The organism is Paenibacillus polymyxa (genome assembly GCF_015710975.1).
Taxonomy (GTDB): domain Bacteria; phylum Bacillota; class Bacilli; order Paenibacillales; family Paenibacillaceae; genus Paenibacillus; species Paenibacillus polymyxa.
Genome location: NZ_CP049783.1, coordinates 4,999,109 through 5,022,454, shown reverse-complemented (window position 1 = coordinate 5,022,454; position 23,346 = coordinate 4,999,109). Strand labels below are relative to the sequence as shown.

19 protein-coding genes and 2 pseudogenes are annotated in these 23,346 nt (G+C 45.9%); 12 read left to right on the top strand and 9 right to left on the bottom strand.

All coding sequences use genetic code 11. The features are described from left to right. Positions 1–7: 7 nt before the first annotated feature. The 3 genes from G7035_RS22990 (at position 8) to G7035_RS22980 (ending at position 4,341) form a co-directional block, all read left to right on the top strand. A complete protein-coding gene (locus tag G7035_RS22990; RefSeq protein WP_019687242.1) occupies positions 8–1,072 on the top strand; it encodes a polysaccharide deacetylase family protein in 1,065 nt (354 codons plus the stop codon). A gap of 223 nt (positions 1,073–1,295) precedes the next feature. Next, entirely contained in the window at positions 1,296–2,300 is a 1,005-nt protein-coding gene (locus tag G7035_RS22985; protein WP_019687244.1) for a LacI family DNA-binding transcriptional regulator, read from the top strand. A gap of 565 nt (positions 2,301–2,865) precedes the next feature. Next, a complete protein-coding gene (locus tag G7035_RS22980) occupies positions 2,866–4,341 on the top strand; it encodes a glycoside hydrolase family 5 protein (protein ID WP_230877341.1) in 1,476 nt (491 codons plus the stop codon). Positions 4,342–4,397: 56 nt separating this feature from the next. Here the strand turns inward: G7035_RS22980 and G7035_RS22975 are convergent, their stop codons facing one another. Next, a complete protein-coding gene (locus G7035_RS22975) occupies positions 4,398–4,586 on the bottom strand; it encodes a helix-turn-helix domain-containing protein (protein ID WP_019687246.1) in 189 nt (62 codons plus the stop codon). A gap of 264 nt (positions 4,587–4,850) precedes the next feature. Between G7035_RS22975 and G7035_RS22970 the strand changes: the two genes are divergently transcribed. Both G7035_RS22970 and G7035_RS22965 read left to right on the top strand, forming a co-directional pair. Continuing rightward, entirely contained in the window at positions 4,851–5,534 is a 684-nt protein-coding gene (locus tag G7035_RS22970) for a response regulator transcription factor (protein ID WP_025364861.1), read from the top strand. Positions 5,535–5,967: 433 nt separating this feature from the next. Continuing rightward, positions 5,968–6,972, top strand: coding sequence for an aldo/keto reductase (locus tag G7035_RS22965; RefSeq protein ID WP_017426888.1), 1,005 nt, complete (start codon positions 5,968–5,970; stop codon positions 6,970–6,972). Positions 6,973–7,008: 36 nt separating this feature from the next. Here the strand turns inward: G7035_RS22965 and G7035_RS22960 are convergent, their stop codons facing one another. Together G7035_RS22960 and G7035_RS22955 are read right to left on the bottom strand one after the other, a co-directional pair. Then, positions 7,009–7,830, bottom strand: coding sequence for a helix-turn-helix domain-containing protein (locus G7035_RS22960; protein ID WP_019687247.1), 822 nt, complete (start codon positions 7,828–7,830; stop codon positions 7,009–7,011). A gap of 129 nt (positions 7,831–7,959) precedes the next feature. After that, positions 7,960–8,618, bottom strand: a pseudogene (locus G7035_RS22955) (LysR family transcriptional regulator). 175 nt (positions 8,619–8,793) lie between these two features. Here G7035_RS22955 and G7035_RS22950 point away from each other — a divergent pair. The 5 genes and pseudogenes from G7035_RS22950 to G7035_RS22930 all read left to right on the top strand — a co-directional run. Beyond that, positions 8,794–9,585: pseudogene (locus G7035_RS22950) on the top strand (NADH:flavin oxidoreductase); the annotation flags it as partial. Positions 9,586–9,726: 141 nt separating this feature from the next. Beyond that, positions 9,727–11,238: an aminotransferase-like domain-containing protein gene (locus G7035_RS22945; protein WP_019687249.1), complete on the top strand. Its 1,512-nt coding sequence runs from the start codon at positions 9,727–9,729 to the stop codon at positions 11,236–11,238. 35 nt (positions 11,239–11,273) lie between these two features. Next, a complete protein-coding gene (locus G7035_RS22940; protein ID WP_019687250.1) occupies positions 11,274–12,203 on the top strand; it encodes a D-alanine--D-alanine ligase in 930 nt (309 codons plus the stop codon). A 137-nt stretch (positions 12,204–12,340) separates the two neighbouring features. Continuing rightward, positions 12,341–12,895, top strand: a complete 555-nt coding sequence (locus tag G7035_RS22935) for a GNAT family N-acetyltransferase (protein WP_019687251.1) — start codon at positions 12,341–12,343, stop codon at positions 12,893–12,895. Positions 12,896–12,932: 37 nt separating this feature from the next. After that, on the top strand, positions 12,933–13,544 hold the full coding sequence (locus tag G7035_RS22930; RefSeq protein ID WP_016818781.1) for a DUF1349 domain-containing protein: 612 nt from the start codon (positions 12,933–12,935) through the stop codon (positions 13,542–13,544). Positions 13,545–13,989: 445 nt separating this feature from the next. On the opposite strand, the gene G7035_RS22925 is transcribed toward G7035_RS22930, so the two are convergent. The 4 genes from G7035_RS22925 to G7035_RS22910 all read right to left on the bottom strand — a co-directional run bounded on the left by G7035_RS22925 (position 13,990) and on the right by G7035_RS22910 (position 18,532). Further along, complete coding sequence (locus G7035_RS22925) at positions 13,990–14,718, bottom strand: HAD family hydrolase (RefSeq protein WP_019687252.1); 729 nt, start codon at positions 14,716–14,718, stop codon at positions 13,990–13,992. A 30-nt stretch (positions 14,719–14,748) separates the two neighbouring features. Beyond that, positions 14,749–15,798 carry a 2-amino-2-deoxy-D-mannitol dehydrogenase GutB1 gene (gene gutB1 / locus G7035_RS22920; RefSeq protein WP_019687253.1) on the bottom strand — a complete coding sequence of 350 codons (1,050 nt, stop codon included), beginning with the start codon at positions 15,796–15,798 and terminating at the stop codon, positions 14,749–14,751. Between the two features lie 34 nt (positions 15,799–15,832). Next, positions 15,833–17,101 (bottom strand): aspartate aminotransferase family protein, encoded by a 1,269-nt coding sequence (locus tag G7035_RS22915; protein ID WP_019687254.1) that lies wholly within the window; start codon positions 17,099–17,101, stop codon positions 15,833–15,835. Between the two features lie 222 nt (positions 17,102–17,323). Beyond that, positions 17,324–18,532 (bottom strand): MFS transporter, encoded by a 1,209-nt coding sequence (locus G7035_RS22910; RefSeq protein ID WP_019687255.1) that lies wholly within the window; start codon positions 18,530–18,532, stop codon positions 17,324–17,326. 306 nt (positions 18,533–18,838) lie between these two features. Between G7035_RS22910 and G7035_RS22905 the strand changes: the two genes are divergently transcribed. Then, positions 18,839–19,600 (top strand): SDR family oxidoreductase, encoded by a 762-nt coding sequence (locus G7035_RS22905; protein WP_019687256.1) that lies wholly within the window; start codon positions 18,839–18,841, stop codon positions 19,598–19,600. A 106-nt stretch (positions 19,601–19,706) separates the two neighbouring features. Here G7035_RS22905 and G7035_RS22900 read toward each other — a convergent pair whose 3' ends face one another. Together G7035_RS22900 and uxuA are read right to left on the bottom strand one after the other, a co-directional pair. After that, on the bottom strand, positions 19,707–21,314 hold the full coding sequence (locus G7035_RS22900) for a mannitol dehydrogenase family protein (protein WP_019687257.1): 1,608 nt from the start codon (positions 21,312–21,314) through the stop codon (positions 19,707–19,709). Next, complete coding sequence (gene uxuA, locus G7035_RS22895; RefSeq protein ID WP_019687258.1) at positions 21,315–22,391, bottom strand: mannonate dehydratase; 1,077 nt, start codon at positions 22,389–22,391, stop codon at positions 21,315–21,317. 159 nt (positions 22,392–22,550) lie between these two features. Here uxuA and G7035_RS22890 point away from each other — a divergent pair, with 159 nt between their 5' ends. Beyond that, positions 22,551–23,204, top strand: coding sequence for a GntR family transcriptional regulator (locus G7035_RS22890; protein ID WP_019687259.1), 654 nt, complete (start codon positions 22,551–22,553; stop codon positions 23,202–23,204). The last annotated feature ends 142 nt before the right edge of the window (positions 23,205–23,346 follow it).

The window sequence follows — 23,346 nt, the reverse complement described above, 5'->3', positions numbered from 1 at the left end:
TACTTTTATGCTTAAAGCAAAGCTAGTAAAAGGCACAATGGCTCTGATGCTTATCGGTACATTGTTCTCCGTACCGATGATGTCTGTCGCCAGTGCTGCCGATGCGAGTTGCGCGAACGGTTACGTAGGTTTGACGTTCGACGATGGCCCAAATACCAGTAACACGACAAAACTGCTTGCGGCTCTGAAGCAGGCCGGTTTGCGCGCAACGATGTTCAACATCGGGCAAAACGCGCAGAATAGTCCGTCTCTGGTACGGGACCAAGCGGACGCAGGCATGTGGGTCGGTAACCACTCCTATACGCATCCGGATATGACTACGTTGAGTAGCTCGCAAATGTCGTCAGAAATCACACGGACGCAGCAGGCGATCCAGTCGATTACTGGAACTGCACCAAAGCTGTTCCGTCCGCCGTACGGTGCGACCAACTCGACCTTGAAATCCATCGAGAGCCAAAATGCTCTTACTGAAGTGCTGTGGAGCGTTGATTCCCAGGATTGGAATGGTGCCACTACGGCCCAAATCGTAGCGTCTGCGAACAGGTTGCAAAACGGCGACGTGCTCCTTATGCATGACCAGTACCAGACGACGCTCCAAGCGATCCCGCAGATTGCACAAAATCTCAAGAGCCGTAGCCTATGCTCTGGCATGATCTCGCCGACCACCGGTCGCGCGGTGGCGCCTGACAGCTCTACATCTCCTCCAAGCGCAGGTACAAAAGTGGAAGTCGAGAGTATGACCAAAGGCGGTCAGTACACCGGGAATATCAGTTTGCCGTTCAACGGAGTTGCTTTATATTCTAACAATGATTTGGTGAAGTACACGCAATATTTTGCGAGCGGCACCCATCATTTTTCACTCCGTGGTGCTTCAAGTAATTCCAACATGGCCAGAGTCGATCTAAAAATCGGTGGACAGGCAAAGGGGACCTTCTACTTCGGCGGGAGCAATCCCGCGGTCTATACTCTAACCAATGTCAGCCATGGAGCCGGAAATCAAGAGATTGAGCTCGTTCTAACAGCTGAAAACGAAACATGGGATGCATACATTGACTATTTGGAGATCAACTAGAAGCAAAGGAAGTTAAAAATGCACAAAGAAGAAAAGGGTAAACTTGTTGTCACTGTTATCAATGGACAAAAACATATACGCTTGGAAGTCGCCATATTGGCGACTTTTTTTGTTTATTCGATATTACTGAACGTTTCCTATGAGGCTGAGCATCGCGTATAATATATAGTAAATGGTTATGTACTGTGTGTGAATTCGTTTATTTTGGTTTGGGGTGAGTGTAGTGGCATCTATCCATGAGGTGGCCAAACAAGCAGGGGTATCAGTGGCAACGGTATCCAAAGTGATTAATAATTATTCTGATGTCAGCAGCAAAACGAGGAATAAGGTAAACAAGGCGATTGAATTGCTAAACTACCAGCCGAATGTGGTTGCCCGAAGCCTCGTGAAAAAGCGTTCCTGGACGGTCGGGATGTTCCTGCTGGATTTCTTCACGAATCCTTTTATTTCGGAGCTTCTTGATGGGTTAAGAAAGTCTCTTGAAGATAGCGGTTATGACCTGCTCTTTCTATCACCGAATCTTAGTAATCCCGATTATACCTTCACTAAGCATTGCATCAGCCGCAATGTAGATGGAGTTGTCATGTTTGGTGTCGATCGAACTAATCAAAATTTTTTGGATCTGCTTCAGGCTGAGATGCCGACGATGATGATTGATACCGATCTGCTGGGACCTAGAACCGGCTATGTAACAGCCGACAATCGCAGAGGTGCTTACTTAGGTGTTCAGCATTTGGTGGAACTTGGACATAAACGCATCGCCTTTATTTCCGGGGATTTGGGATGTCTGGTTGGTCAAACGAGATTTTCCGGGTATCAGGAAGGGCTGCGCTCGAACGATCTTCCTTACTATGCCAAATATGTTGAGGTAGAGGAATACAGCATTGAAGGTGGATATAAGGCGATGAAGCGCCTGCTACAGCTTCCGGAAGCACCGTCCGGCGTGATCTGCTCTTCAGACTATATGGCGACTGGTGCGATCGAAGCAATTCGCGAAATCGGAAAGCGAGTACCTGAGCACATTTCCGTCGTTGGGTTTGACAACACGTTCTATGCGGAGCTGACCATGCCTAAGCTTACGACGATCAATCAGAACATTACTCTAATGGGAATGAAAGCAGGAGAGCATCTCATCCGAATGATTGAGAATCCCGATTATTCACCGCCGACGGAGATTGTCCCGGCAGATCTGGTTGTACGAGACTCGACAGGACAGTATAAGGAATAGTTTTTTAAGAATTGACAAACACAAAAACAAATTGTATTTTAATTATGATGTAAGCGCTTAACATAAGTTTCCTTGAATCAAACATTCTTCTGCTCGTTCTTGTTTCATTCCCGAGTTATGGACAAAAGGGAAAGCTTCATATTGCGTCAGAGGGGAGGAAACTAGAATAGTTATGATTTTGAAAGAAGGTGATGACCCGGAAGACGTAGGGAGATATGTTGTAAACCTAAGGCAAGCCTGGAGATGTTAATAGTTGAATCTATGGGAACAGGAGGTTTCACTAACATTTTCTTTTTTATTATCGAAAACGTTTTCGATAATAAAGCTTTAAGAGCTTGATGCCGACTGATCAAATTTCATATTCTTCTTTGAAATCAATAATTTATGCTTTTTGCGAAAGATACAAAACTAGTAAATTGGTATTAAAATCTAAAACGTTTTCGCTAACTAGTCTGTATACTGTCACTGTTCTTGAATCCAGCCGATATGCTGATGAATATCGGGGCTACTTGCCGAAGTTTTTCGCGTAACCATGCCATATTAAAGGGAGAAGAGAATTATGAAAATGTCGTTCAATTCATTCACTAAGTCGTTAACCATGATCCTACTGTTCAGCTTATTAACGCTGCTTTTTCAAGCGGTCATACCTGCAACGCCCGCTTCTGCAGCTGCCTGCGCAAACCCTGTAAGCTATTTCGGTGAAATGAAAGCAAGTGGAAACAAGATTAACGGCTCCAAAACGAATCGACCGATGATGGTCAAAGGGGCGAGTTTCTTCTGGAGCAACTGGTCCGGTCCATTTTGGAATACCACCACGGTGAATCGGATGGTGGATGAATTTCAAGTAGAGATCGTAAGAGCGGCATATGGCGTTGACCCCAGCGGAAATCCGTATAACACGGCCGATGAGTCCAAAGTTCGTGACGTGGTCAATGCGGCAATCGCAAAGGGGATCTATGTCATTATCGATTGGCACTCACATGACGCGCACAACAACGTCAACGCTGCCAAAAGTTTCTTCAGCCGGATGGCGCAGGAATATGGAAGCTATGATAACGTCATTTTTGAGATCTATAACGAACCTACCCAAGTCTCGTGGGGGACAATCAAAAGTTACGCTGAGCAAGTTATCCCGGCCATTCGTCAACATTCCGACAATCTGATTGTCGTTGGAACGCCGTTCTGGTCTCAGAGTGTAGATCAGGCAGCGAACGACCCCATTACATCCTCTGGTAATATCGCCTATACATTGCACTTTTACGCTGGATCTCATTTTCAGTCGCTCCGGGACAAAGCCAACTACGCAATGAGCAAGGGTATCCCGCTGTTTGTTACCGAGATGGGCTTTGTTAACGCGGATGGCGACGGCGGCATTAATTACGATTCCACGAACCAATGGCTTGACTGGATGAACCAGAATAACCTGTCATGGGCCAACTGGGCGATTAATGACAAGACAGAAGGCGCCAGTATTTTCAATACGAACGGGAGTCTCACAGCAGGAGGTAACTATCTGAAAAGCATTTTAGCTGGGCACGCTCCATATGCCGAGTGGAGGCAGAATGCGGCTTGCGGTGGCAGTAGCGCAAACACATTATATGACTTCGAGGGTAGTACGCAGGGTTGGACCGGTTCGAATATATCCGATGGTCCATGGAGCGTAAACGAGTGGTCATCCAAGGGCAGTAATTCTCTTAAAGCGGATATCATCATGTCTGCCAATTCTCAGCACTACCTGCTTCTCTCACAAAGCCGCAACCTAAGTGGTAAGACCACGCTAAGCGCGACCGTCAAACATGCATCTTGGGATTCCGCAGGTGACGGACTCCATGCCAAGATTTATGCCAAGACAGGATCAGGTTGGGCTTGGTATGCTGGCAAAGCCGTCAAGATTAATTCTTTTGGAGATACGACGCTGTCGTTCAACCTTACATCTATACCTAATCTTGACGATGTTAGGGAAATCGGCGTACAATTTCTTGCCTCGGAGAACAGCAGCGGTAAGTCAGCCGTTTACGTTGACAACGTGACGCTGCAATAACACATTCCTAACAGATCTTCATGAAGTACCGTGTACTGTAGTTGGGAAAAACAAGGCTACAGCTGCGAGGACATATAATCTAAAATTTTGAAAGACAACTGGTAAGAGAAGAGTTCGTCACCCTCATCAAGCGAGGAATTGAGTAATTTTTTGATCTTATTTACGCGGTAAAGTAGCGTATTTTTGTGAATATTCAATTCACTGGATGTTTTGGCGGTATGTTGTCCGTTGTGCAAAAATGCCATTAACGTGTGGCTTATAAATAGAATCAATAAACCTCCTTTTAAGTGCAACCTTATCTTAGTCCTCGGACTGGAGCAAGGTTGTTTTTCTTTGTTATAAAATAGGCATCCTTCGTTGTGTGACACAAAACGCCAGAAACGGCTGATGTTTTCATGAACTGCAGTCCAAGGTGCAAAGATTACTGTATTATGTTCCGAGTTGATTATTCCCTAACTAATCATTAACATTATGATATCGCGGATTAACGAGAGAAGACGGGGGTTATGATGAATAAAGCAAAAATTCTCATTATTGAAGATGATACACCAATAGCAGATTTATTATCATACGGACTTTCAATGGAGGGGTTTGAAACGCGAACTACGGCAAATGGAGCAGCGGGGATGGTTGAACTTCAACAATTTCAACCTAATCTTTTGCTACTTGACTGGATGCTGCCGGATCAAAGCGGATTAGATATTTGCAAACAAGTAACTGCAAGTTATAACATACCGATCTTGATGATTACCGCGAAATCGGATATCACCGATAAAATCCTTGGTCTTGAATTCGGCGCGGATGACTATATTACAAAGCCTTTTGATTTAAGGGAGGTTATTGCTCGGATTCGGACAATCCTCCGGAGGGTAGATCAAGCAAACAATGGAAAAAATACGGAGAGTAAAGTAATTCGGTTTAAACAAATCGAAATTATTGTCGAGGAACATCTTGTCAAACAAAATGGTATTCCAATTGACTTGACTCCGAAAGAGTTTGATTTACTTATGACTCTGATAAATCACCGAGGCAAAACGTTCACACGCTCGGAACTGCTGGATATTGTATGGGGATATGATTTTGTCGGCGATACTCGGACTGTTGATACACACATACAAAGGCTTCGCAAGAAATTGGATGCAAGCGATCTGATTACTACCGTGTTTGGTATTGGATACAAATTCGAAAAATAGGTGAAAAGCAAACCAAGAATTAGCCCTTACATTGACACGAACTTATTGGTAAACGACATGTGAAGACTGGCTTCGGTCGGATATCAGAGCACCATCGGGAAAGCGAGCAAATTCCTCTAGAGAAACTATTCAAGGGTATTTATGCTGGCAGAATAAATCCAAAGTCGAATGCAGCGCCTTTTCAAGCAAGCCAAGAGCACATTACTCGCTCTTGGCTTCTTTTTTAGGAGCTGTCCTGTTATCTAATAACATTATGACATGTACTTTTATCACAGTGACATTCCAATACATAATAATTGTTAGATATACTTGAGCTGCCTAAGGTTAAGTCCTCAACCTTATGACATGTCTTGAGGGAGGCATGAAATGAAAAATAAGAAGCGGGTACGTGGGAGGTCAGCATTTCGCTAGGAATGAGAAAGGATGAAATCAGGTGACTTATATCGCACAAGAAAATCGATACGAACAAATGAAATATCGGCGGATTGGACGGAGCGGCGTCAGGCTGCCGGCCATTTCGCTCGGCTTGTGGCAAAATTTTGGAGGGGACAAACCGTTTGAGAATAGTCGTGCAATGATATTACGCGCCTTCGATCTTGGTGTCTCGCACTTTGATTTGGCAAACAATTACGGACCGCCTCCCGGATCGGCCGAAGAGACCTTTGGACACGTACTAAAAAAAGACCTTGCACCTTATCGGGATGAGCTGTTTATTTCAACTAAAGCTGGCTACTATATGTGGCCTGGCCCGTACGGTGAGTGGGGTTCGAGAAAAAACCTGCTTGCAAGCCTGGACCGCAGCCTTCAGCGAATGGGACTCGACTATGTCGATGTCTTTTACCATCATCGTCCCGATGGTGATACCCCATTAGAGGAATCGATGGGAGCGCTTGCTCATGCTGTAAAATCAGGCAAAGCACTGTATGTCGGTTTATCCAATTACGGACCGGAGGAAACGAAGCAAGCAGCTATGATCCTTAAGAACCTTGGTACACCGCTGCTCGTCCACCAGCCTATGTATTCCATGCTGAACCGGTGGATTGAGAACGGATTGCAGGACGTACTGACTGAAGTGGGAGCCGGCACAGTGGCTTTCTGCCCGCTTGGTCGCGGACAGTTGACGGGAAAATACATCGATAAGCTGGAAACTGAGTTTAAAACAGGCCAGCGCACACTGAAACCGGAGGCCGTATCTCAGGAGCGGATCAACAAATTCCGTGCGCTAGAGACGATCGCGAAGCGCCGCGGTCAGACGCTACCGCAAATGGCGTTGACATGGGCGCTACGCGAAGGCGGCGTCGATTCGGTGCTAATCGGTGCAAGCCGTGTAGGTCAAATTGAGGAAAACGTGCTAGCAGTACATGCGGATCCGCTATCAGCAGCGGATCTTCAAGAGATCGACCAGGTTATGCATAATATCGGGGATGTCCCCTGGTAATGTCAGAGCAACAATACGATTCATTAAACGAACAAATCAGTCAAGGCTTGAAAGACCCATTAAGCTGTCTCTTTTAAGCCTTGCGCGAAAGTGTGATGGAGAAAGTCCCTTCACTTTTTTAAACATTTTGGAGAACAGCAGCGGGTCGCTATAGCCAACAGAATAGGAGACTTCCGTGATGGACAGCTGCGAATTGTCCAGCAGATCGCTTGCTTTGTCCATCCGGAGGTTCAACAAGTATTGCTGAGGGGGAACATTAAGAATTTCCTTGAAAAGAACGGACAGATAGACACGATCAATGCCAACTATGTGTGCGACCTCGGAAATGGAAACTCTTTGGTTATAGTTCATTCGAATAAACTCGACCGCTTTACGGATGTAGGCGTCTTTGGGCCGTACCTCGGGCAGTAGTTGACTCGTAGCAACCAACATTTCGATCCAATCGGCAAGTAACCTGAACAAAATGCTCTGTCTTCGCAGTTCACTGGTGCTGTGGTTCACGTCGCAGGCGGAAAATTCCTCCAAATAAGAATCAAACCAAAACAACGGGGAGTACCTGAATACGGGATGAAGGGGAGAAATGTGCGCCTGCTCGAATAGAGGTATAACCCCGTTACCCGAAAAGGCTATCCAAGAATAAATCCAAGGATCAGTTTGGTCTGCCTCCATGTAACAAAGAATGTTATCGTATACGATAAATCCTTCGCCTTGCTGAAGATGAAAGGTCTTACCGTCAATCTGGTAAACGCCTCTACCCGCATGGATAAACATGATTTTGTATTGTCCTTTGATGCCGGGTCCCCATGAATAGCTGGGTTCACAAACTTGTTTGCCGTGATAACAGTAACAAATATCCATCTGGTTGCGTTCCTCCTAAAATAGTACATCATGATATATAAGACCCTGAAAGTCACTTGCGATATGTCAATATACAGAGAAGAATAATTTATAACTACAAAATACATATGATATCACCCTCACAGGAAACTAGACCCATTTCTCCGCATGTCTTTTAATGAGCTTGATCATTTCCTTCATAGCAGGTGAGAGCCATTTATCTTTGTGATATGCCAAATATGTTGATATTGCAGGACAGTCTGGTCCAACCTCTTCACCCTGATGCTTGTTATGTTCTAGTTCCTCTTTAACGGAGAAAAAAGGAACCATGGAGATGCCTAAACCGCTCTTAACACATTAGCTCCCCAGCCTTCTTTCTCCAAGGCGACAAGGAAATCAATCTCACCGGTCTGAACAGCATGAGAGACATCTTGATAATCCAAAGATTTCAGAGAAAGATTGACTTTGGGATACATTTGTCTATATTCAACAAGCAATGATGGAATACGGCAGATCATTAACGACTCTGAGATTCCTAATGTCAAGTTGCCGGTAGGTTCATCATTGGTCGTTAGTTCCTGAGTGTAGAGCTCAATGATCTTAAGTGCATAAGGGAGAAACTGATGACCGTGATGGGTTAGAACCACCTTCTTACCTAAGCGATCAAAGATGGGCTTGCCGACCTCAGATTCCAATTCCTTAATATGTGTCGTGACAGAAGACTGAGCGTAACCCAAGTGTTCAGCTGCTTTTTTAAAGCCTCCTGTTTCGACAATGGTTTTTAATGTGATCAAATAACGAAGTTCCATACGTCCACGTCTTTCGTTAATAACAGTCAATTTTGTTGAATTAATCGTTCGATAACATCAATTTTACCGGTTAATAATGTACTTGTTCGATGATCATAAATCAAGTATTGAATGTGTTACGAATGAATCTAATGTTAGAGGTGGATGTGAATTGGGGTACTAAATAAATTGTTTAAGAGGGGGCTTTGGTCTAATCATAACAGAAGGAACATATACAGACGAATTGTATAGCCAGTGTTATTTTAATCAGCCTAGTTTAGTGAATGAGGAGCAAACCACATCTTGGAAAAAGTGGTGGATGCTGTTCATACAGCAGGCTCTTCTATTGTTGTGCAGCTTGAGCATGCAGGAGCCTTATCACAAGGAAATCGATTCAAGTCCCAAAATCTAGCTCCGTCAGAAGTGCTTCCAAAGGGTGAACCTCTAGCTTTTTATGGTGGTGCTGAATCGTTTTCTACTCCGATCGCTGCAACGAAAGAAGATATTGAGGAAGTCATCCGTGGATTTGTTGCTTCAGCCGTTCGTGCGAAGAGCGTAGGATTTGATGGCGTGGAGATCCATGGAGCAAATGGTTATTTGCTTGATTAGTTCCTTACGGACTATACGAATCGTCGAACAGATGAATACGGTGGATCCATTGAAAACCGGATACGACTCTTGGTTGAAGTGGCTACTGCAATTCGCCAAGCCGTTGGCCCCGATTTTACAGTAGGCATTCGAATTTCCCAGGCTAAGGTTAATGATTATCAGCATAAATGGTCAGGAAAAGAGGATGAGGCCGAAGTTATTTTCATGTAATTAGGGCAAGCAGGGTTAGACTATAGGGAAAGGGGCACTTGCAAATCATGATTGGATAAAGAAGGTTAGAAATGGTGGTCCGTTATCTGAGCTGGATCAAAATAAAGTTTTAAGACCGGATGCAACCATTAAGGATTTCGAGATTAGTCAAAAGATAATCTTTGGGTAAACAACCATCTGGGGGCACGGTTATGATGCGGATGTGCTGGAATAAAATCGAAGGAACCATCGAAGGATGAAAAGTCCGGGGCGGTGGTTCTTTTTTTCTTTTGTTACCTGTGCCATCATTGTAGATGGAGGGTGATGAACCATGTTCCAAGATTTTAAGCTTGTTGGTGACCGTCCGGTCGCGATACAAGTAAAAGAATATATTAAACGTTTAATTATAAAAGGGACGTTTCATAAGGATCAGAAGCTACCCTCCACACGAGAAATGAGCAGTGTGCTCAAGGTGAGTCGCAATACAGTTATTGCAGCCTATGAAGGTCTGGAGGACGATGGATTTACGTATACGATACCGAGTAGAGGCAGCTATGTGGCCGCTATGGTGGGCCGTTTGGCTGTGGATAACGGAGGGTCTGACGCCTCCTTCGCCTGGCAGATTGATTGGAAGACAAGAATGAGCAAGTACGCTGTATCGGCTGCAGAGCTTGATATGATGAAGCAGGGCATTCGCACCCCAAAAGGAACCATCTCGTTTACAAGCATCGCACCGGATGAGCAGCTGTTTGATCTGGGAGATGTAAGGCGAGCCTTTATGGATCGGATGGCAATCGAAGGGCAGGTGCTGCTCAACTACGGCTATGCCAAGGGTTACAAACCACTGATCGATTACCTGATGGGATATATGGAGAATAAGGGCGTCGATATAAGCGGCAAGGATATACTGATTACAAGCGGGTTTACAGAAGGCTTTGACATTGTGTTGTCGGCACTCCGCCCTTCAGCGCGCCGCGGTACGGTAATTTGTGAAAATCCAACCCATCACACAGCGATCAAAAATTTAAAACTACAAGGTTTTGAGATTACCGGTATTCCAATGGAGCGGGATGGTATTAATGTAGATCAGCTTGAAGCGGTATTGCAGAAGCAGACAAATAGCTTCGATCTCGCTTATTTGACTCCTTCCTATCACAATCCTACAGGCATTGTCATGTCGCCAGCAAAGCGAAGCGCTGTAATGAATTTAATGATGCGCTATCAGATTCCGGTGATTGAGGATGGTTTTAATGAGGAGCTGCGCTATTCAGGAGCTCATATTGCGCCATTAATAGCAACAGCAGGGCGAGGGAACGGAGTAATCTATATAGGCAGCTTCTCCAAGGTGCTGTTCCCTGGCTTGCGAGTAGGCTGGGTGCTTGGAGATCGAGCGCTGATTGACACTCTGGAAAGCATTAAGCGGGCGCGCACCATTCATACCTCAACGATCGACCAATCGATATTATATCAATATCTGCTCAATGGAAATTTTGAGAAATATGTAAAAAGAGCACGTATGGAGTATAAGCGCAAATACGAGCTTACAAAGGCATGCTGTGAAACCCATCTCTCTGAGGCGCAACTATCTGGCGATGGGGGCTTACATGTGTTTCTTACCTTTCCGTCAGGCGTAAATACGCGCCAGTTGCTTGAAGTATGCATAAATCAAGGGGTTATATATACACCTGGAGACAAGTTTTTTATACAAGAAGGTGAAGGGACGAATACTTTGCGGCTTGGTTTTTCCCGAGTATCCGATGAACAGATCGAGCGGGGGATTCAGATCATAGGCCAACAGGTGCGTAACTTTCATAAGGCATGTGGTCATAAGAACAGCCTGTAATTGCACTATGATTTTTCAAGAAAATGGGGGTCATGATGAAGATAGGCGTTATTATGGGAGGGACTTCCACTGAGCGTGAGGTTTCGCTGCAGACAGGTCAAGAGATGCTGAATCATTTGGACCGCAGCCGCTATGAAGTGGTTCCAATTGCGATTGATCAGCCAGCGGATTTAATCGCACAGGTTCAGCACGCAGGCATCGATTTTGCACTGTTGGCGCTGCATGGCCAATATGGCGAGGACGGCACGGTGCAGGGAGCGCTGGAGACACTAGGCATTCCCTATACAGGGAGCGGTGTTCTGGCAAGCAGCCTGTGCATGAATAAGCAGCTGTCCAAGATGCTGCTGAAGTCGGCAGGGGTGCATACGCCTGCAGGCCTCTGCTGGCAGGGAAGGGACGATTATGATCAGCAAGCGGTAGAGCAGTTGGGTTACCCCGTTATTGTGAAGCCAAATATGGGAGGATCCAGCATCGGCATCCAGCTTGTGCATAATGAGATGGAGCTTCACTCGGCTATTCAGGAGGCTTGCGGTTTGGATCAGACGCTTTTAGTTGAGCCTTTTATTCAAGGGACGGAGCTTACCTGCTCAATTGTGGATGGCGAGGTATTACCAATCATCAGAATTCGCTCCGCTCATTCTGAATGGTTTGACTATAAAGCGAAATATGAGATCGGCGGCGCTGAGGAGAAGGTAATCCAGCTTCCTCCCGTTATTGAGCAGCGTGTGCGCGAGACGGCACTTGTCAGCTATCGGCTGCTGCAGTGCAAGGTGTATGCAAGGGTCGATATGATTTTGTGTCAGAATGTACCTTATGTACTGGAGGTAAACACCTTACCCGGAATGACTGCTAACAGCCTGCTTCCGAAGAGTGCAGCTGCAGCAGGCATAACCTTTACGCAGCTGCTGGACCGTATTATTACTAGCTCACTTTATGAGCGGAATCGGGAATGGGAGAAGGTTTAATATGTTTGATGGATTATACAGAAAATGGCGAAACTTTGTTATAATGGTTAGAACGGAACAGCGTTAAACTGATGTAGATTTGAAGAATGTGCAGCATTAATGCAATTTGATTTTGCTTCAAGATGGGGGAGGTGAAAATGGATATTTTAATCAGAGAACTGAAGGCTGAGGACGGTGAGCGTGGTACTAACATTGATGGTAGCTTTATCGTGGATTCTACCCTTGTCTTGCAATTAACGGGACAGCAAATCGAATATACGGTGAAGGAGAGGCCTATTAGCAAAAAAAGCTACGATGATGATCAGCTTGAGGAAGATACAGTTGAGGATTATTCGAACTATATCAGCAATCCCGATCAAATCATATATTTAGCGCTCGTAAATAATCAAGTTGTAGGTCAAATTGTTCTGAAAAGAAATTGGAACAAATATGCATATGTGGAAGATATCAAAGTCGACAAGCAATATAGAAGCCTCGGTATCGGTAAGAAACTAATCGAACAGGCTAAACGCTGGGCGAAAGATGGCGGAATGCCAGGGATCATGCTGGAGACACAAAGCAATAATGTTCGCGCATGTAAATTCTATGAAAGCTGCGGTTTTGTGATCGGTGGATTCGACTCCTACGTCTACAAAGGTCTAAATAGAGAAAGTGACGAGATCGCGATCTATTGGTATCTAATGTTTGCTTAGAACGACACACCTTTATTGAACAAGGGAGGACAAAAAGATGACTAAAAAGAGAATGGAATGGGAGGAAGGGAATTGGATCAATTCACCTCTATATGCCCGGAAAGAAGGAGATTTTCTTAAGGTTGCGCCTGAAAAGGGAAGAGACTTCTGGAAAAAGACTTTATATGGTTTTGAATTTGAGGATGGGTCCGCTCTATTATCGGATTGGAATCATAACACGGCGGTGGAAGTGTCGTTTCAACTCGCATCATTTACGGAGCTTTACGATCAGGCAGGTATTTTGTTATACCATGGCCCGGAGCAATGGATTAAAGCGGGGATAGAAATCAATGACGGCATTCCTCAGCTTTCCACAGTCGTAACCGCTGGATATTCTGACTGGTCGCTTGCGGCTGTGCCAGAGTGGGTCGGTGAAGAAGTCACCCTGCGCGCTTCCATCATCAAGGATGCTGTAATTATTCGCGCAAGGACGGAGCAGCACGGATGGCGAACGATACGTGTGGCGCGTTTTCCCTACACCACCGGAAATCAGGCCGGTCCTTATACCTGTTCGCCAACCCGAGAGGGTTTTGAGGTTACCTTTACTCGCTGGAACTTTACAGAGCGGGATCAAGACCTTCACAGTGATCCTCCAGTAGAACATCATTGAAAAACGACTGTACAACTGAGCACAGCAATATGAGATACTATAAACTAGCTTATATGCACATAAAGTAATGATTAAGAGCAGGCGTCTTATAATAAAATGGTTTTTAATGGACCCAAAAGGGAAGAGGTGTATTTGGGTGTGAAAGCCGGGACTGATGAGGATGGCAAAGCGGAAAACTGCTACTTGACACATAAAATACATACTATAAAAATTCCGATTATGGCATTCCTAAGTTCAGTTTTTTGCGTAACAAAATGGGGTTAAAAAATATTTGATGTAAAGCATACCCCATAGAGTACACACAGGGTAGGTTAACATACTCAACTGTGTACTCTATGGGGCATATTTATATATGTCCTCATCCATTTTAAAGGTTATGCGGTTTAATATATTTATAGGGGAGATATGCCTTCCAGCATCTTACGGTCCTTCTCTTGGCAGGAAACTATTCTCCGAAGGGCAAGTTCTCTTTAAGCGCCCACAGGTCATCATAGCTGAAAATATTGTGATCTGCCTTGGACAAATCCTGCTGGCCCGAGCCTGGGTTGTGCAAACCGATGCAGCGCATGCCCGCACTCTTGGCTGCATGAACACCGTTCCGCGAATCTTCAATAACAATGCAATGTGCGGGGGCTGTGCCGAGCAGTTCGGCGGCATATAGGAAGATGTCCGGTGCCGGTTTACCCTGGGATACTTCTTCTCCGGTGATTCGAATATCAAAGTAACGGCCCAGTCCCGTTTTTTCCATAATGAGATCAATCAACGACCGTGGAGAGGAAGAGGCTACTGCAACCGGAATTCCTTTTTCCTGTAGCCAGTCCAGCCACCGTTCCAGTCCGTTGATCGCCACCAGGCCCTCGTGTGCTGTTATGGTCTGCATCACATTTTTTCGGTGATAGGCAAGCGCCTCTTCCAATGTATGAGTGAGTTGATGCCTGTCCAGCACTTGACGCCACATGGATTCGAGTGTCACTCCGACATAGGTATGGTGCTCTTCTTCCGTCATGGGTGCACCGAAATGGGCAAAGGAGCTGCGTTCAATTTCAAAATAAATCGGTTCGCTGTCTACCAACACCCCGTCCATGTCGAAGATGACCGCTTTGACCGGAACGGACGCTGATAGGTCTCCTGTGTATTCATTATTCGTCGGTGTAACATGATGGATGCTCGTCATGTCCATTCTCCCCCTTGTTAGTAGCTAAATTTAGTTGCCGGAGCCATTCGATTGCAGCACAATCTTGATCGCCTGCGACGAAGGCTGAAGTGTCCGCTCGCTGATATTGCATCCAAGCGTCTTGAAGGCTTCATGGTAGTCGTCCAGCGGATACGAGTGGGTAATGATTTTTTTGGCGGGAATGATTTGCTGCTCAATCAGGTAATGTGCCGTGGAGAACGTGCCCAGAGAATCAATGGAGCCGATGATTTTAAGGCTACGGTCAACTACCTCTTTCGGATTAAACGAGCTTATCCCATCTCTTAGCCCCACCAGCATCAAATACCCGCCGCTCGCAAGCTGGCTTAGTACCTCAGTGCCGACCACTCCTGTGGTGTCCACAATCATGTCCACCTGATTTTTTAACGGAGCCAGCTTATGAATGGCCGATTCCAGTGTGGCGTGCGCGGACCACCGTTCGGGGGCAATAGAATCCGCTATGGCGAGCCGTTCCTCCGAGATGTCAACAAGGCAACCAGTTACGCCTTTCGAAGCAAGAGCATAGCTGTACAGAATCCCGATCGGACCCGCACCTATAATAACGGTTGTGAAGTTAGGCAGCAGGTTAATCTGGTTGATTCCGGTCAGCATACAGCTCAGCGGTTCGGTCAGCGTCGCTTCTTCGTAGCTGATATGGTCCTTCAGCTTGTACAAAAAACGGTCCTCAGTCACATAATAATCGGTGAACGTACCGTCGGCGCTGACTCCGGTCTCTGTTACGGATTTGTGTGTGCAATGATTCTGTCTTCCTGTCCTGCACATTTCGCATTGCCCGCAGTAGTATGTTGGATCAATTACCACCCGGTCTCCAGGCTGTAGTGAACTGACGGCTGATCCTACAGCGATCACATCCCCCGCTGATTCGTGGCCCAAGATCGTGGACGGCACGGCATGATATTTGCCACTAATGATGCCTAGATCCGTACCGCATACGCCTGTCGCCCGAATCCGGACGAGTACATCGTTATCTTTTTTAATCTCCGGGATAGGTCTTTCCTCAAGTGCGACATCCCAAGCTGATTTGTATACCAGTGCAAGCATGAATAATTCCTCCTTTGGCCTATTGGGCAGATCGTTAGTGAAGGGTAGCAAGAACGGTGTCAAGCCGTTTAACAATTTCGACAATCTCATCTTCTGTAGCCGTGAGAGAAGGTCTCACTTTGACCACGTTGCCATAACCGTAACGGGAACCTCTGAGGATTAATTGCTGTTCCTCAAATGCACGATCGATAATTCCATTGCTTTTCACTGCATCCGGGCCATCGTCCTCGTCTACAATTTCCAGTCCCCACATCAGTCCGACGCCACGAGCCTCACCAATGCAATCATGCTTGTCAGCTATCTCGGTCAGCAGGGATCCGAGCAGGTTTCCTTTGGACCGGACGGCTTCCAGAAAACCGGGTTCGCTTACAACCTCCAGCGTGGATTTGGCTGCCGTGACCGAGATCAGATTGCTGCCCGAGGTAAAGGAATGCTCATGCTTCTCCAGGACATCGAGACGAGACTGCATCAAGACCGCCGCAACCGGGACACCAATGCCGCCCAAACCCTTGGCAAGAGTAATAATATCCGGTTGGATGTCAAACAGCTCACTTGCGAACATGTAGCCTGTCCGCCCAATCCCAGTCTGCACTTCGTCAGCAATCAGAATCATCCCATGCTCGTCGCATAACTGACGGAGGCGCTTGAAATATCCTGCAGGCGGGATGATGTTACCTCCGTTGCCCAGAATGGGTTCAATAATCATGCAGGCCACAGAGCCTGAGCTTGCATATTCAATGGCGTCCGATATGGCTTCAATACAGTGATGACCACACTTGTCTGGTGAAGAATTAAAGGGACAACGATAGCAGTAGGGGGCAGGCACATGCAGAGAATATGCCGCAGTTGAATTGGGAAAATTCTTGCGGCGAAAGGCATTACCGGAAATGCCTGTTGCGAACTGGGTCTGTCCATGATGTGACAGATGCAGGCTGATGATATCAGTTGCTCCGGTATATTTCTGGGCCAGTTTCACAGCACATTCATTCGCCGTGGAGCCGGTAATATCTCTCATCCACCCGGCATCGATGCCGTTCGGGGCATATTGGATTAGATGGTCTAGGACTTCTTCAACGTAAGGCTCGGTAAAGGATGAAGACATGTGGGCAAGATTGGCGACTTGCTCCTGTACTTTGGAGACGACATGAGGGTGATTATAACCGAGCGACAGATTGAAGGTGCCAGATACGCCATCCAAATACTCCTTACCTGAATCGTCAATCAAAGTAATGCCTTTTCCGTATCTGAAACGTTCTTTGGTCAAGGTATGCACGATATTTCCCCTCCATATCAGAATATACATTTCATTAAGTCATCCTTAAAAAGAGTAACGCCCAATCAGCATAACGAGGCTGAACTCACCTCCCCAAAATAAGAAAATCACCTTCCATGTCCTAATGGACAAAGAAGCCACAATTTGACTGTTCCTGCGATTTCACAGATATGAGAGATAACCGCAGCAACAGAATCTGCCCGAAAAGCAAAAACGCGATAGGCCTCACCTCCCCTAAGGACTAAAACAATATCATCCTTCCTTGCCCTGATGGACAAGGGAGTCAATTACTCGGCTGCCCCGATTATTCCACAGATGTGTGAGAATAAGTGCCAGCAGCAAAATCAAAGTAAATCCTCCTAAGATCCAGAGGCTAGCTGTCACTGGCCATTCGCTCATGCTCCAGCCTATTACGTATTGAAGCACTGAGCCGCCAATTCCGCCTGACGCAATCAGAATACTGGTCGTCCGCTCCGTCATTCCCGGAATCAGTACGTTGGCGTAGACAAGTGCGATACAGAAGAGTCCAGACATGAATATCCCTGCACCAAAAATTAGAAGGTATGTAGCCCATTGGCTGGATATAAACACCATAGCGACTAAGAAACAGAAAGTTCCGATTGCACTCCATAGTAGGAAAGGAATATATCCTGCTGACTCTGCAATCCTTCCTGAGAACATACGACCAATGATCATTGCAATCCAAAGTACGCTGACACCCAGCGAGGCTACGGATCCCTGAAGTTGTAGCGTTTCGGTCAGAATAGAAGGTAGGAAGTTCATGAGCCCCAGTTCAAGGCCCATATAAACAAAGAAGAATATAATGAAGATTCCTAGCAATACACGATGCTGTCCTGAGTAACGGGCTTGTTCAACTGAACGTTCAGTAGTGCGGATGTCTGCTTGGGTAAGATGAGAGGAGGCGGAAGCAGGCATAGTAAGCCAAAACAGCGCCAAGATAAAGGTCAGAAGGGAGATGGTGTAAAAGGTCAGATACCACATTCCAAGCCAAATATACAGGCTTACAATCGCAGGAATAAGAAGTGCACCAAGTGCAAAATAGACATCCAGCTTGGACATCGCTACGGCTTTTTGCTCCTCGGTGAACTCAATGGTGAACGCTCCGATGGAAGATTCAATAATACCTGAGCCGAAGCCAATCCAGATGGCCATTGCGATGACCCAATTCCATGAGGGGAGTACACCCAATACGGTACCTGCTATCACAATACTGGCCAAGGCAATAGATAGCATGGACTTGCGGCCCATATGTAGAGCCATGAAGGGAGTGAGCAGAACGCCGACAAGAAATCCGAAAAACTGCAGGAACAGCAGCAATCCACCATCGCTGTACCCCCGTCCATAGTGAGGCAGTAAAGTCGGCAGTAATGTCCCAAGCACCACGCTGGTGACGCCGATTAACAGATAGAAAGCACAACTTAAAGCGAAAAGTCTCTTCAAGGCCTGTCCCTCCATAAGGTCATATTTTTTTATATGAGCATTGTTTTTACTAGAATATACCATTACTCTGGAAAAGTATATATATAATTCTACAGAAATTGTAAAAATAAATCGATAAACTCTTAATAATATGCATCCTGCTCCTTATCAACGTGATACACACAGTTTTATCTTACAAGGGGACTATCAGGGTTATGGTATGAAAGATAGATTATTCGCCTGTACTTTCGTACAATTGACTTTGATTTAGCAGTTGATCCATACTTCAAATGAACGGTTGATTAAAAAACATTGGAGGGATCTTTCATGCGTTTGGGAGGAAAAGTTGCGGTCGTTACAGGCTCAGCATCAGGAATGGGGAAAGCGATTGCAGAATTATTTGCAAAAGAAGGGGCAAGTGTTGTTCTTTCAGACCTGAACATTGAAGGAGCAGAAGCGGTTGCAGCAGGAATTAAATCAGCTGGAGGAAACGCCATTGCAATAAAAACCAATGTTGCTGATTTGAATGATATACATGCTTTGATCGATACAGCTGTTAATGAATTCGGAACTCTCGACATTTTGGTTAACAATGCGGGCGTTATGGATAACATGGCGCCAGTAGGGGATGTGGACGACGAGACATGGGATTTGATATTCGATATTAATACAAAAAGCGTTATGCGTGCGATTCGCAAAGTAATCCCGATCTTCCTGGATAAAGGAAATGGAGTAATTATAAATACGGCATCTACGGGTGGCTTCAGTGGTGCGCATGCAGGCGCTGCCTATACCGCCTCAAAGCATGCGGTAGTCGGTATTACGAAAAACACGGGATTTATGTATGCTCAAAAAGGCATTCGATGCAATGCCATTGCGTCAGGTGCAACAGCTACCAACATTACTTCAACGATTCATAACTTGAATGAGTTTGGCGCATCTCGAACGAAGGTCACGCAAGGCGTAATTCCTCGTGTAGGGCAGGCTGAAGAAATCGCGAAAATAGCCCTTTTCTTGGCTTCAGACGAGTCGAGCTTTGTGAATGGGGCAGTTATTGCTGCTGATGCGGGTTGGACGGCAGGATTCTAATCAGAGTTGTGGCCCGGTTCTACTGTTGACAACAAGCTAACAAACATGAGAATTACAAATCCCCCTGACCAAAGTTTCGTGGCAGGGGGATTGTTTAATGTAAGTTCTAGTTCACATACTTCTCTATGGTGCTTCGGACTGCTCCGGGACCTGATAGCATTTCATGAAACATGGCTTCAATCTTGTCGCCCAGACCAATCTCATATAATCGGACGCCGAACAGTTTTTCATCCTCAAGGAGGTTGCGAACCCCAGAGGTCTGATCGCCTAGCTTCGTATTCTGCAAATACCCCTGCAATGTATCCAGTAACGGGTCCGGACTGAGTTTGAAGGGTGCTCCTTGATCATCCACCCCCAGCAAATAACGACACCAGATCGCAATGGTCAAGGGAATAGCAGTCAGGTCGGTGGGATCAAGCCCTGCTGTGCTAACATACGACTTTATGGTTTCGCCAAAACGGATGCTCATCTTTTGAGAAGTATCTGTTGCAATCCGCTGTGGCGTATCTGGAATATAGGGATTGGCGAAGCGTTCCTGCAATACCTCGTTAATGAACGCTTGGGGTTGGATAATTCCGGGATCAACCACAACAGGCAAGCCTTCCTTGTAGCCGATGGCTTCCACTAGACGACGCAAGGTGCGGTCCTTCATTTCATCTGCAATGAGCTGATACCCAAGCAGACAACCGGAGAGGGCCAGCGCTGTATGTAGCGGATTGAGACAGGTCGTGACTTTCATCTTCTCCACTTTGTCTACCGTATCCCGATTTGTGAAGATGATGCCAGCTTCCTCCAGTGCAGGTCTCCCGTTTGTAAACTTGTCTTCAATGACCAAATACTCGCTAACCTCAGCATTGACAAAGGGAGCCGTATACGTATGTCTGGAGGTAACGACAATCTCCATGTCGGCTAACCCCAGCTCTCGAAGAGCAGATTGTACCTGTAAGGAAGGGCGGGGGGTGATTTTATCAATCATAGTCAGCGGGAAGGTTATTTTTTCCTCATTCTGCAGATAGTCTGCAAATCCTTTCTCTACCAGGCCTCTGCGCGTCCACTCCTTGGCGATAGCAATCATACTATCCTTTAACAGATCGCCGTTATGGGAGCAATTATCCATGCTTACCAAGGTCATTGGATGTTGTCCCTTTAAATAACGCCGATAGGCAAGCGAAGTAGCTATGCTCATCACATGCACCGGCTGTTCAGGACCATTCACTAAATCCCTCTCCACAACAGCCAGATACTTACCGTCGGGCCCGGTGAGGCCGTATCCTTTTTCCGTGACAGTGAAGCTGGCCATTTGCAGAGTCGGATTTTCAAATACTTCAAGCAGACGGAGATAGTCGTCCGGACGATTCTGCTCCGTTGCAAGGCTCTCAACGATGCTTGCGACCACACTTTTGTGAAATTTACCGTCTGCACTCATTAACACCAGCAAGGTTAGATTGTCGTAAGGCTTGTAGGCTTTGTCAATCATTTCAAAATCAAAGGTTTCGGCCGCAATTATACCTGTATCCGCTTTCAAACTATTCAGCAGTTGTTGCTGTGCATTGGCTACGAACCCCCGAAAAATATTGCCTGCGCCGAAATGCACCCATTGCGGTCTAACTCGGGTGTTATGGGCTACAAGCTCCAGATCATACTTCGGCAGTTCGATGCCTACTGCTTCCCAGGCCGCCTTATCTAAAAGACCTTTCCGGTCAAGCTGGAGCATCTATTTCACTCCTTTGCTTTGAGCGAGACTATCCCAGACACCAAGCAAGTACATAACTCCCAGTGCACGGTCATACAAACCGTAGCCTGGCCGACAATTCTTTTCTTCTCCCCATAGATGTCTACCGTGATCTGGGCGCACATATCCCTGATAGCCTTTTTCGTGATAAGCTCTAACCACTTCCGGTATATCGACGCTTCCGTCTTTCCCGCGATGTGACACTTCAATAAAGTCGCCATTCTCAAACACCTTGACATTACGAATATGTGCAAAATGAATACGATCATGGAACTCCCGAATCATAGCTGGCAAATCATTCTCAGGGTTAGTCCCCAGTGAGCCTGTGCAGAAGGTTAGACCATTATATGGACTGTTCACTGCATCTAGGATGCGCCGGATGGTCTCACGACTTCGGACAATTCTCGGCAACCCGAAGATGGGCCATGCCGGATCATCAGGATGAATGGCCATCTTGATGTCAACCTCCTCGCAAACCGGGATGATGCGCTCAAGAAAATACTTCAGGTTGTCAAACAGCTTGTCTTCGGTGACATCTGCGTAAGCAGCAAACAGTTCATCCAGTCTCGCCAACCGCTCCGGTTCCCAGCCTGGCATCGTGAACTTCCCGGCTCCCTTGAGAATCCGATCCACCATTTGACGGGGGTTATCGGTAATGGCAGCCTTTTCATAAAAGAGGGCGTTAGATCCGTCAGGCAGTTCCTTATAAAGCTCCGTTCTGGTCCAGTCAAAGACAGGCATAAAGTTATAGCAAATCACCTTGACTCCTACTTTGGCCAATTTGCGAATGGTATCAATATAAATGTTAATGTATTGTTCGCGGGATGGGAGGCCGATTTTGATATCATCGTGGACATTTACACTCTCTACGACTGCCGTACTAAAGCCCTTGCTTGTAATCTGATCAGCTACCTCCTGAATTCGCTCCATTTCCCATATTTCACCGGCTATCTTATCATGTAAAGACCAAACAATGCCCATAACTCCTGGAATTTGCCGGATATGATCCAGTGTAATATTGTCATTGCCTTCCCCATACCATCTCCAGGTCATGTTCATAACGATACCCTCCCTGATTGATTTTTTTAATCTTGTATACAAGATTGACTTGATCATAAAATGCAAAGTTTATCCTTGTCAATGACAATTTTTGAGGAGTCTATCACATCAAAATGCTTTATAATAAGACTAGATTTATAAAGTGAAGGCAGGAATGTTATGTTTACAAAGGAAGAAATCAAGCAGCTTTTGAAAAATGATATTTTGTCGTTGACCTTAAAGCCTGGGACTCTGCTCAGCGAGACGACCTTGTCAGAACGCTTCCAGTTGTCCAGAACTCCGCTGCGCGATGTGTTGAAACAGCTTGCGCTGGAGTCTTATATTGATATTTTTCCCAAGAAGGGGAACATTGTCTCATATATTGATCTGGAGTCCGTAGAACAAATGAGCTACTTGAGAAGCGCAGTGGAAAAAGAGATTATGAAGGAGCTTTCTACGCAATTTGCATTAAGCGATATACAGAAGCTGAGCGAAATTTTGGACAGGCAGAGGGCTGTCATTGAAGACGATCATGCTACGGATCAATTTCTCATTTTGGACGATCAGTTCCACCATACTATGTTCCAATTGGTGGGCCGAGAATTTCTTTGGCAGCTGATTCAGCAATCAAATGTTCACTATATCAGATATCGCAAGCTCCATATGCTGGAAGCAGGGAAGCTGATGGAAATCTGGCATGAGCACCAAACTATGCTTGAATATATGTTGAATCAGGATACAAGCAAAATGGATGATCTGGTTCACCATCATCTCCGAAAGGATATACATTCTCTCGAATTCCTCCGGCAGTTCGCTGGCTATATCAAGAAATAATGCTGGTCTGTGTTATTCATTTTTTTGCTCGTGAGTCTAGTTGTTTGCCGTCAAGCGGTGGATGGAATTGAAGAATTTTCATAGAGGTTCGATATCTTGTATACAAGACAAGTGTAATCCTGCTTGAATATACGCATAGGAG